General features: G+C 47.3%; 20 protein-coding genes. 10 read left to right on the top strand and 10 right to left on the bottom strand.

What is annotated here, in order from left to right:
• Positions 1–3: 3 nt before the first annotated feature.
• The 9 genes from Q0688_RS10175 to Q0688_RS10215 all read right to left on the bottom strand — a co-directional run bounded on the left by Q0688_RS10175 (position 4) and on the right by Q0688_RS10215 (position 3540).
• Positions 4–165: a hypothetical protein gene (locus Q0688_RS10175; protein ID WP_299075574.1), complete on the bottom strand. Its 162-nt coding sequence runs from the start codon at positions 163–165 to the stop codon at positions 4–6.
• A complete protein-coding gene (locus Q0688_RS10180; RefSeq protein ID WP_299075577.1) occupies positions 162–392 on the bottom strand; it encodes a hypothetical protein in 231 nt (76 codons plus the stop codon). The genes Q0688_RS10175 and Q0688_RS10180 overlap by 4 nt, the downstream gene beginning before the upstream one ends.
• 13 nt (positions 393–405) lie before the next feature.
• Positions 406–588 (bottom strand): hypothetical protein, encoded by a 183-nt coding sequence (locus tag Q0688_RS10185; RefSeq protein ID WP_299075580.1) that lies wholly within the window; start codon positions 586–588, stop codon positions 406–408.
• A 505-nt stretch (positions 589–1093) separates the two neighbouring features.
• Positions 1094–1258 (bottom strand): hypothetical protein, encoded by a 165-nt coding sequence (locus Q0688_RS10190; RefSeq protein WP_299075583.1) that lies wholly within the window; start codon positions 1256–1258, stop codon positions 1094–1096.
• A 280-nt stretch (positions 1259–1538) separates the two neighbouring features.
• On the bottom strand, positions 1539–1985 hold the full coding sequence (locus Q0688_RS10195; protein ID WP_299075586.1) for a DUF1064 domain-containing protein: 447 nt from the start codon (positions 1983–1985) through the stop codon (positions 1539–1541).
• Positions 1985–2398: a hypothetical protein gene (locus Q0688_RS10200; RefSeq protein WP_299075589.1), complete on the bottom strand. Its 414-nt coding sequence runs from the start codon at positions 2396–2398 to the stop codon at positions 1985–1987. The genes Q0688_RS10195 and Q0688_RS10200 overlap by 1 nt, the downstream gene beginning before the upstream one ends.
• Positions 2331–2735, bottom strand: coding sequence for a hypothetical protein (locus tag Q0688_RS10205; protein WP_299075592.1), 405 nt, complete (start codon positions 2733–2735; stop codon positions 2331–2333). The genes Q0688_RS10200 and Q0688_RS10205 overlap by 68 nt, the downstream gene beginning before the upstream one ends.
• 120 nt (positions 2736–2855) lie before the next feature.
• Positions 2856–3230 (bottom strand): YdaU family protein, encoded by a 375-nt coding sequence (locus tag Q0688_RS10210; RefSeq protein WP_299075595.1) that lies wholly within the window; start codon positions 3228–3230, stop codon positions 2856–2858.
• 67 nt (positions 3231–3297) lie between these two features.
• Positions 3298–3540: a Cro/CI family transcriptional regulator gene (locus Q0688_RS10215; protein WP_299075598.1), complete on the bottom strand. Its 243-nt coding sequence runs from the start codon at positions 3538–3540 to the stop codon at positions 3298–3300.
• Positions 3541–3676: 136 nt separating this feature from the next.
• On the opposite strand from Q0688_RS10215, the gene Q0688_RS10220 reads away from it, so the two are divergent.
• The 10 genes from Q0688_RS10220 to Q0688_RS10265 all read left to right on the top strand — a co-directional run bounded on the left by Q0688_RS10220 (position 3677) and on the right by Q0688_RS10265 (position 9314).
• Entirely contained in the window at positions 3677–3829 is a 153-nt protein-coding gene (locus tag Q0688_RS10220; RefSeq protein WP_299075601.1) for a hypothetical protein, read from the top strand.
• Positions 3830–4130: 301 nt separating this feature from the next.
• Positions 4131–4274, top strand: a complete 144-nt coding sequence (locus Q0688_RS10225; protein ID WP_299075604.1) for a hypothetical protein — start codon at positions 4131–4133, stop codon at positions 4272–4274.
• Positions 4271–5107, top strand: a complete 837-nt coding sequence (locus tag Q0688_RS10230) for an ERF family protein (protein ID WP_299075607.1) — start codon at positions 4271–4273, stop codon at positions 5105–5107. Before Q0688_RS10225 ends, Q0688_RS10230 begins: the two co-directional genes overlap by 4 nt.
• Positions 5104–5724, top strand: coding sequence for a lambda exonuclease family protein (locus Q0688_RS10235; protein WP_299075610.1), 621 nt, complete (start codon positions 5104–5106; stop codon positions 5722–5724). Before Q0688_RS10230 ends, Q0688_RS10235 begins: the two co-directional genes overlap by 4 nt.
• A gap of 10 nt (positions 5725–5734) precedes the next feature.
• Positions 5735–6871: a hypothetical protein gene (locus Q0688_RS10240; protein WP_299075613.1), complete on the top strand. Its 1137-nt coding sequence runs from the start codon at positions 5735–5737 to the stop codon at positions 6869–6871.
• A gap of 110 nt (positions 6872–6981) precedes the next feature.
• Entirely contained in the window at positions 6982–7722 is a 741-nt protein-coding gene (locus Q0688_RS10245; protein ID WP_299075616.1) for a site-specific DNA-methyltransferase, read from the top strand.
• Positions 7723–7927: 205 nt separating this feature from the next.
• Entirely contained in the window at positions 7928–8173 is a 246-nt protein-coding gene (locus Q0688_RS10250; protein WP_299075619.1) for a hypothetical protein, read from the top strand.
• Positions 8145–8525 (top strand): hypothetical protein, encoded by a 381-nt coding sequence (locus tag Q0688_RS10255; RefSeq protein ID WP_299075622.1) that lies wholly within the window; start codon positions 8145–8147, stop codon positions 8523–8525. Before Q0688_RS10250 ends, Q0688_RS10255 begins: the two co-directional genes overlap by 29 nt.
• A complete protein-coding gene (locus Q0688_RS10260; protein WP_299075624.1) occupies positions 8518–8724 on the top strand; it encodes a hypothetical protein in 207 nt (68 codons plus the stop codon). Before Q0688_RS10255 ends, Q0688_RS10260 begins: the two co-directional genes overlap by 8 nt.
• Positions 8725–8894: 170 nt before the next feature.
• Entirely contained in the window at positions 8895–9314 is a 420-nt protein-coding gene (locus Q0688_RS10265; RefSeq protein ID WP_299075627.1) for an NADAR family protein, read from the top strand.
• A 7-nt stretch (positions 9315–9321) separates the two neighbouring features.
• On the opposite strand, the gene Q0688_RS10270 is transcribed toward Q0688_RS10265, so the two are convergent.
• Positions 9322–10074, bottom strand: coding sequence for a site-specific DNA-methyltransferase (locus Q0688_RS10270; RefSeq protein WP_299075630.1), 753 nt, complete (start codon positions 10072–10074; stop codon positions 9322–9324).
• Between the last annotated feature and the right edge of the window lie 81 nt (positions 10075–10155).

A 10155-nucleotide genomic window follows, 5' to 3' on the forward strand; every position in this document is an offset into this window, starting at 1 on the left:
GGGTTATGCGCTAATCTCAGCTACACATCCAAGCAGCACAATTCTAAATAATTCTGGTTTATCTCGGTGCCAGTTCGTGAGCGTGTTTAGTGATACGCCGGTTATCTGGCTTACTTGCGTAAGGCTTTTCAGCCCTACGCTTTTGGCTTGCTGTGAAGGGGTCATGCCACTTTCTCCAAAATCCCATTTCTAACTATAAATTCAGGATTTGGCTCTGGAGTGTGGTCATCCGTAACGTCTATCACGGACGCGCCTTCTGGCAGTAAATCGCAATCAACATCCCACTGCCTTCCTATATTATCTTCAGCCCAACAAACAGTAGTTCCCGGCTCATGCCTAATTATTGTTGAGCGATAATATTGAACCGTGTCTACGCTTTGATCTGTGCTCATAGTCACCCCGTTTTTAGCCTGAAATGTGATCCCACATTCCTTCGTCGTATCCAGATTCATAGCCAGCCCTAAACGCTCGCAACATCATCTGGTGTATATCTGGGTTCTTGAGTGCGCTGTCAATATTGTTTTCACTCAGCCATGCATCAAACTGTTTTTTGGTAGACTCAATATCTACATACTCATAGTTATCCATAGAAAACCCTATGGCCGCTCACGCGGCCTCTATAATTTCGTAGTCTAGGTTTAGGCTTAAAGCGAAAAGTCTGAAATCATCCATGCTTTTTACTTCTTTAGTGTTTATAAATTCTTTGTTTAGGATTTTTGAATAAACTTTGTAAGTTACTGTAACCATTTTCTTTGCTCCGTTTTCTTAATTGATGTAATCATTATATCCAACTATTTAAATAAAACAAGCATTATTTTAAATTATTTGTGTAAAAGCGCATAACAACACGCTGCACTGGACTCACTACGCTGGCGCTTCGTTCGCGCAGTGAGCTTGGGGTTATGCGGCCCCTAGCGGGGCGGATTCAGCTTGTAGGCTTTTATAACAGCCCGTTCTATCAAAACCGCTTTGGCCTCTGGCTGCTCATTTAGCCATTCTGTTACCCATCTCGACAATTTTACTGTGCTGGGAATTTTTTTTAACTCTGGCGCAATTGGGGGGCGTCCAGCCCCCTCACGCTTGCCCCCAGCCATTAACGATTTGCTACTTTGTCGCTAAATGTCTTGGCAGCAAAATCGTACTCTTCGGTGAATTCCTCTAATCCTTCGCTCTCTACAATTTTCTCCCACTCCGAATTAAGACCGGCCAATTCTTCGGCTGTGTAGCCCTCAGTGTTGTCTCTGTTAAATAATTTCATTTTAGATGCCTTTCTGTTTTAGCCTTCGGGCCATTCCCTCAGCGCTTGAATACAGTATGTACTATAATATCATTAAAGGCAAGCCATAAATTAAAATATTCCCTACCTCTCGCGCGCGTGGAGTAATTTGTGCGGTTTGTGTCCGCTATTCTCACACGGCCTCAATCGAAACGGAATGCTTGTGCAAATAGCGGCCAATTGTTTCACGTGAAACAATAATGGTGAGAGCATGGATTTAACAGTCAGGCGGAACAGTTTGTCTTTCAATTGCTGGTCAGATTCATGGTTTGCCTCTATGAATTGCTTTGAAGTTGGGTCTACGACGAGCGGCCTTGCCGGGTGGGCAACGCACTACTTCGTAAACGTGATCAGGATGTTCAGGGAGCCATAGCTTTTCAAGCCAGTTGCGGCGATCCCGGTAATCCTGTGTTTCTGCGCCTTTGGCTTCTAGCAGTGTGAAACTGCCATCAACCTCATGCACTCGAAAATCTACTTTGTGGGTTTTTTTCATCGCTCGATCGCCGTTGCAATCGTATGCCCACATTTCCAGTTTGTACTGACGCTCCCAGTCGGTAATTTGTCCGGCCTCTTTCTGCCAGTCGAGCGAAGCGGCCACCTCAGCCTCAAACTTCGAGTCATAGCGGTAGCCGTTGTACTCGGTGCGCACATTGCCGTATTTGCTGGGGCTTTTCCTGTCACTGTTGAACCAGTTTCGTTCTTTGCGCATCAGGCAGGATTCCCTCGGTTTTGAAATGAATCAATGCGCTTTGCTTCGCGCAATGTTGCCTGCTTTGTTTGCCAAATATCCACGCGAACGCGCAGATCAGTTAGCCAGCCCTGCACCTGATACAGCTTTTCAGAAACAATCCTGATTTCAGCCAGGCAATCAGCATACTTTGGATCGCGCCTTGCTTCTCGCTCCTGCATTGCAGCCGATTTGCAGTCTGGCTTGCTGGAATGAATGTGCATCAATCTAGCCAGTACAACTTTTTTATCTTCTTGTAGCAGTTCCAGTTCGGCTTTGAGTGCCGCAGCAGTAGCGCGCACATCGTTAATATCATCCCAGTCGATGTTATCGACACTGGATAAACTGGGGAATTGAATCGTAATCGATTCCATCGCGTCTTTCGCTTTCATCATCGTGAAGTGCCTCGATTCTCTTGCGCTCTATCTGCATCGATAGTTCGCGACCATATTTTGATAATTGACAGCGCAGCGGATGTTTTTTCTTTCCCTTGCGCAGTTTGTACTCGTAAGTTAAACGCCAACGCGGCGGCTCAATGCTTCGATCTTCAAAGGTCCAACCATATTCATCGCGTAGCCAGCAAAGCTCTCGCGCTATTGTCGATGCAGTCATATCAAGAGCATCAGCAACTTGTTTTGTAAGCACGCCTTTTTCGCTTTTCTCTAGAATATCTAATATTTCCCTTCGAGTGACTCCAGGTTCTTTTCTACCGTGTCCATGTTTTGCTGGCATTTTTTAAATAAACCTCAAAGTTATCCACAGGCAGCGTGCTAGTTACTGTATTTAGTTACTGGGTTACTGGGTTACTGGGTTACTGGGTTACTGGGTAGCATACCGTTCGCATTGCGTTCGCTATGCGTTTGTATTGCGTTCGCAATGCGTTTGCAATGCGTTCGCATGATTTACCTTATCTTTCCAGCGTTTAGCAGCACTCTCTCTGGCCTTTGTAGACCTAGCGAACAGCTTTTCCAGCTCTTTATTGCAGCCATGATGCCAATATCCGTTTTCTGATCTGGTGAAAAACTCATCAAGTATGGAATGCAACGCGGTCATTTCTTCATCAGTGCGAACCATGTGCTTGCGCGCCAGCTCTTCAATGTCCTGCGTGAGCGGCCCTTCATTCATGTAATAACTATCGATCAACTGGCGGTAAACGCCATGTTCGAGCAGTGACAAGTGCATTGTGTCGCGGCGATAGCTGCCGATGTTCCAGCGATAGTGGTGCATCGATCTTGACTCTCTCTAAGCTGGATAATAAAAAACCCGCCGAAGCGGGTAAAAAGGCATAAGCAGCCTAAGAAACTTCCTGTGATAGATCGACTGGCTGGCGATTCCTGCCAGGCCTGCTGATTTCGTAGCAGTCGTGTGATCCATCGTCGTACAACTCAAACCAGATTTTGCGCTGTGCTTTAAGCATTTGTCCGATAGCTGATCGATGACAACCAATCACGCGAGCAGCAGAGCTATGGCTGTACTGATTGACGTAATCTTCCAGCGATATTTCTTCCGTGATCCTGGGCGGTTTGCGTTTAGTCATGTGATTCGATGTGTCCTATGTAGTCCGAGTGTGTGTCTAGTTGTTTATCATGCCTACCAAATAAAACCTGTAATTGGCTTGCAAACTGTATATTCAGAGTCTAGTATAACTATACAACAAATGCAAAGGGTTACTAATGTTTGAATTATTTTACTGCCTAGCTGTTGCGTTTGCCCTACTGGCGAACGCGATCGCTATGGCCGACTACTTGGAGTATCACGATGCCAGCACAAAGTTTAGAAATCCAATCCGGAAAGCCTATCTGCGCTGGATGCGGAAAGAAGGCTAACCATTTCATCAAAATCAAAAAGCTTGTTCGGAAGGCTACTAAATGTTTCTGGTCATGTTCCGTTGAATGCACTGCCAAAGTGGAGCCTGTTAAACGTGTCCAACAAGATACCTAATTTCGATTTGGATCGAGAATTGAGCTCAGTGCAGATGTTGGAAAAGCAGATCGAGCGGATCAAGAAAACGATCGCACTTAAACAAATGCTGATTGGCGAATACATCGAGCGGATGGCTACAGAAAACAGGCCTTTCTGCAATGAGCGACGACAAAGCAACATTTATAAATTCAGGAAGAAGCAACCATGAAATACGCAATCCTTTGTGCTGCGCTGCTGGCCTCACTGGTCGCGCAGCATTTTAATTCCGGCATGATCTGTATCACGCTGGCCGTTTGTTTAATCATGCCCTTGATGGCATTAGCAGATAGTTTGGAGAGAGAACCATGAGTGATGAAAAACCCGTAGACGTAGAAACCGACAACAAACCACCAAGCCATGAGTTTGCCGAGACAGGAAGGATCGTAATGATTGACCCTGAACAGTCATTGCCAGCACCAGCACCAGTACCAGCAGCAATGCACCCAATGGTGGCAATGGCCATGTCGAGCGGCCAGCAGATCGATCCTGCGCAACTTGATCAACTGTTACAGGTGCAGCTTAAATGGGAAGAGAACGAAGCGCGCAAATCATATGCCGCCGCGATCGCTCATTTCCGCGCCATAGTTCCGGCGATCAAGAAAGACCAAGCCGTTCTATTCAAAAACAATGATGGCAGCACAACATCGTATGACCATGAATCGCTGGATGGAATTATGCTGACAATTTCCGCAGCGCTAGGCGGTTGCGAGCTGGCCCCGACATTTAATGTCGTGCAAGAAAACGCGATGGTTACTGTGACTTGTCGCGTAACGCACAGCGCTGGCCATTTTGAAGAAACCAGTATGAGTTCTGCGCCGGACAGTAGCGGCAAGAAGAACCCTATCCAGCAGATCGGATCGACTGTGACTTACTTGCAGCGCTACACGCTAAAAGCCTTACTGGGATTGTCGGCAGGCGAAGATAACGATGGCATCATTCCCGATGTTGAGGATGCGCCCATCAGCGAGTTGCAGGCAGAAGGCCTGCGCGGCTACATGGTCAAGCACGAATTGTCGCAGGATGCTTTTCTGAATTACCTGAAAACCAAAGGCATTGAATCGATCGAAGAGATACCGGCGAGCAAAATTGATTTCGTCATGGACAAGTTGGAACAGGCTGCTGCTGCGAGCGCTGGCTCATGATAGTCGATAGCAGCCCACAAGGTAGCGAAGGCTGGTTCGCTGCTCGTAGTGGGATTCCCACAGCCAGCGCCTTCAACAAAATTATCACCAGCACCGGCAAATCATCCGATCAGCGCATGACGTATATGCGCACACTGCTGGCCGAACGCATTGCTGGCCCCCGCGAAAACGCATTGGATGGAATGCACTACATCGAACGCGGCAAAGAGTTGGAGCCAGAAGCGCGATCTTGGTATGAAATGGCCAAAGGCGTTTTGATTGAAGTGCCAGGCTTGTGCTATCGCAACGAACAACGCGAAGAAGGCGCGAGTCCAGACGGATTGGTTGGCGATGATGGATCACTGGAAATCAAATGCCCGAAAGATTCCACGCACATCAGCTACATGGAAAAGGCAGCATTGCCGAGCACCTACCTGCCACAAGTGCAGGGCCAGCTTTATGTGACTGGTCGCAAGTGGTGTGATTTTCTTTCCTATCATCCAGACCTACCGCCAGTGTGTGTGCGCGTAGAGCGTGATGAAAAATTTATTTTAACGCTGGCGATGATGCTGCAAAAATTCAACGCACAACTAAGCGAGAAACACCAACAGTTGCGCGAGCAATACAACCTTAAATGAGAGAGTGAATATGGAAACCGAAACAATCGAAAGCACAAACACACTACCGGCAGCGATCCAGAAAGCTGATCCCGCCGAAGTCTTTGCCGACAGGGCATTATTGGCGGTAATGATTACCGAAGTTGAAAAGATTGTTGAAGATGGCAGTCATGGACTGGACGTTGCGAACGAAGAAGATCGAGCCACAATGAAAAGTCTGGCCTATCAGGTATCGCGCACCAAAACCTTTTTGGACGACAAGGGCAAAGAGCTGGTTTCCGACTGGAAGGCCAAAGCCAGAGCTGTTGATAGCCATCGCAAGTGCTGGCGTGACACGCTGGACGCGCTACGCGACCAAGCCAAAGCGCCGGTTGTGGAATGGGAAGCAGCAGAAGATCAGCGCATAGCTCGCCACGCAGAGCGCATGGAGCTGTTTTCTGTGTTCACTGATGCCAGCGACCACGATGGTGTTGTCTACGACCACAAAACGCTGGTATTGCGCCTTGGAGAGCTGGCAAAGCATCGTGACGAGTGGAAATGGGAAGAATTTGCGGAAATGGCCGAAGAGCGCTACCAAGAAACGCTGGCGATACTGACAAAATTGGTCGAAGAGCGAAAATTGTACGAAGAGGCACAGGCTGAGTTGGAGCAGTTGCGCGCCGAAAAAGCCGAGCGTGAAGAGCAGGAGCGCCGAGAAGCCGAGGCCAAGCGCCAGCAGGAACAGCACGAAAGAATGCAGCGTGAGGCCAACGAACGCGCCGAGAAGGATGCTCAGGTAGCCATAGCCAAAGCAGAGCGGGAGAAAGCAGCCGCAGAAGAGGCTCAAAAGCTGGCTGAACAGCGCGCGCAGGAAGAATCTGACCGTCGTGAACGGGAAGCAGCCGAAGAGGCAGAGCGCCGGGAGCAAGCTGCACAGGAAGCTGTAGAAGCCGAAAAACTGGCAGTTGAGCAGGCTGCGCGTGAAGAGCGCGAAAAAATCGAGCGGGAGCAGCGGGAAAAGGCAGAAGCCGAGGCTGCACGCCAAGCCGATGAAAAACACCGCGCTATGGTCAATGCGCACGTTGCTAACCAGCTTGAAATGACCTGCAATGTTGATCTGGAAACAGCAGCAGCGATTGTCCTGGCTATCTCAGAAGGCCACTTGGATCGAGTGCGGATCGAGTATTGATGGCAACAAGAAAAGTTTATGGCTCTGCCGCGAACCATCGTAGCACTTGGCTGGGCTTTCTAACGAGAGCCTAGTGTGGTTGGGGTGAGCCACCCATTAAAGGAGCTGGAATGAGCGCAGAGTTTTTAAATATTGATTGCAGGGAATATATGCGAGAGCAAGCGGATGGTGCTTTCGATATTGCAATAACAAGCCCTCCCTACAATATGAATCTTCGTGTACGAAATGGCGAGTATTGCAGTAGGCAAATTGTTAAAGAGCTATCCACAAAATATGAGCGCTATGCAGACAACTTGCCGATGGATGAATATCGACAATTTATAACGGAAGTCGCGCTAGAACTGGCCAGAGTAAGCACGATCGCGTTTTTTAATATCCAGATGATAACCGGCAACAAGCCCGCGTTATTTAAAATGCTTGGAGACTGCGCCGAGATTATTAAGGAGCTTATTGTTTGGGATAAAGGGCCAGCACAACCAGCCATAGGCGAAAATACGCTGAACAGCAGGTATGAGCTTATTGTTGTATTGAGCAAGCAAGCAAAGACAAGGCAGTTTACAGAGTGCAATTTTGAACGAGGTACGCTGGATAATATTTGGCAGATAGGCAAAAACGTATCGGCTACAGGCAGCCATAGAGCTGGTTTTCCTGTCGCGCTTACCGACAGGATATTGAGCAATTTTAGCAAGGCTGGCGATATGGTTTTCGACCCGTTTTTAGGGACAGGGACTACGGCAATATCAGCACACAAACATAATTGCAGTTTTGTTGGCTGTGAAATAGATATGGAATATTGCGAGATAGCTAAGACCCGGTTTAGAAACGAAACGGCGCAAATGGTTTTGTACTAGAGCGGGGATAGGCCACCCATTAGGAGAATAGATATGAATAATGCAGATATGCCAGCGATGGATACTACACAGGAGGGTGAGGGGTGAATCCGAACGTCATGTTATTTGTAACTCTAGCGTTGCTCGCATTTGTTTTGGCCAGCCCTAACTCAATCATCAGTCAATACTATGACGGAAAGGAAAAGTGTGAAGCGAGAGGTTTTAAGTGCGAAATGATATTCGTGCCAGCCAACACCCAACAACAGGAGGCGGGAGAGTGAACAAGCAAAAGATGATCGAAGTCTGCTCAGATATAGCGGCAGACGCAAAACACGATGCCACAGAGTTCGACGGCAAAGAGTTTAATGGAAAAAACGTAGCAGAGTATTTTGGCAACCACGGCGCTTCGATAGCGGCTCTAGCTAACATGGTAAAGGCTCTGATTGAGGAACCACCCAATGACCAGCGATAGTGACAAGCTACTGCAAGCCCTAAATCTAGCCAAACAGTTCCACGATACTTACGAGCTTCTAGCGCCTGAGCATGGCTATGCAACGCGGGAAGATACCAAAGAGTTCGACCCTGAAAGCCCGAACGGTCGCCTCATGGTTGCAACGTGTCATGCAATGCTAGAAGTAGTAATTCCCCGCTCCACAGATGATGGGTGGATAGCTCACAGGGATAAACTGTTGAGTCTGCTGCAAGCAGTCGGCCATGTTGGTGTTGATTTCGGGGAGGGAGAATACCAGTTAGGCAGAGAGGATATAGAGTTGGCGCAACACCTCTATGCAGATTTATCACCACCGGAGAACAACCATGAGTGAAACATTAGAGCAGCAAAATAGAGACAGTGATCGTATATTCACGGCCATCAGTACCGGCGATTTTGATGACTACCAGCAAGCAGAACAGGCGGTCGTTATGTTTTATATAACTGACCTGTCGTTTTCCCGCTCCGGCATCAGCCACGCGCTAAAGCGCCTCGAAAAGCATTACGCGGAGAACAGCCATGAGCAAAGTTGACGAAGCGGATCGCTGCATACGCGGCATCGAAAGAAACTACCCGCGCTACTGATTAAATTTTACAAACTAAAGCCGCCCCGCTAGGGGCCGCATAACCCTTGCCATAAGCGGCGAGTGAAACGAAGTCCGATTTTAATGGCGTTGTTATACGGCTTTTATGGAGAGCTACAATGATTAAAGAATTTCAGGGCAACAAACGATGGTTGAGCAACTTCACTCGTTGCGAAGTATTTTTGGATGGTGTGGCATACCCCTCTACTGAGAACGCATACCAAGCGGCCAAAACTGTTATTGCAGATGAGCGTAAGCCTTTTGTTAGCATGACGGCGGGGCAGGCAAAACGAGCTGGCAAGAAGGTGACAACTAGGAACGATTGGGACGAGGTTAAATTAGAAGTAATGGAAGATTTAACCCGTCAGAAGTATGCACAAGAACCATTAAAGTCAAAACTGCTAGGTACTGGTGACAGAGAGATACAAGAAGGGAACACTTGGGGCGACACTTTCTGGGGTATTTGCAAAGGGAAAGGCAGTAATCACTTAGGGATCATCATTATGAAAATTCGCGATGAACTACGAGAAGCCGTATAACACCTGGTTATGTTGCACTAATTCTATCTTGTGCAATCTTAAAGTATTCTTCAACCTTCTCAATTCCGATAAAATCACGATTGTTCATCTTCGCCATCTTGCCAGTAGTGCCACTACCCATGAAAGGGTCAAGCACTGTATCTCCTTCGTTGCTCCAAGATATGATATGGTCGTTTACCATAGCCGATGGGAAAGGTGCGGGATGGTCGCTATTCTTTTGAGTGTCGAATCTCCATATATTGTTGCGCTTACCTAACGGTTTACGCTCCACTGTTCTGGTTTTCCCTTTCCCTTCTTTGTCTAATCCACCATTGACTTTAACAGTACCAGACTTAACTTTATTCTCTCGGTCTTTTATTAAGTTAGTTGTTTTTGGCTGACCTTTAGCAAATATAAACATATACTCAAAATTCTGACCATAATACTTGTTGCTGCCAAGGCATCCACTCCCCGTTTTCTCCCATATCATGGTTTCCACATTAAACCCGCATTCCACAGCGTATAATGCCTGTCTAAAACTTGTTCCTGTCTCGCTACCTTTGATAGTCGCATCGCCAACCACCCAAACTACAACACCCCCTTTTTTAGTCACTCTATAAAGCTGCTCTAAAATAGGCTTCCAAACATGCTCGCCCCATTCTAGGCTGTCTTTGTATGTTCTCAAGTTATCGTATGGTGGTGAAGTCACTGTTAAATCAATACAGCAATCATCCATTTCTGCCATAGCTTTAAGGCAGTCATCATTTATTAAATTAATCAATTCATCCTCCTAGTTTGTGCCAGTGCAACATAACAACGTAAAGCAGCCGGACAAGTAAACTTGCCGCTGTTCACAAGGTTA

This window comes from uncultured Paraglaciecola sp., from assembly GCF_937123705.1.
GTDB lineage: Bacteria > Pseudomonadota > Gammaproteobacteria > Enterobacterales > Alteromonadaceae > Paraglaciecola.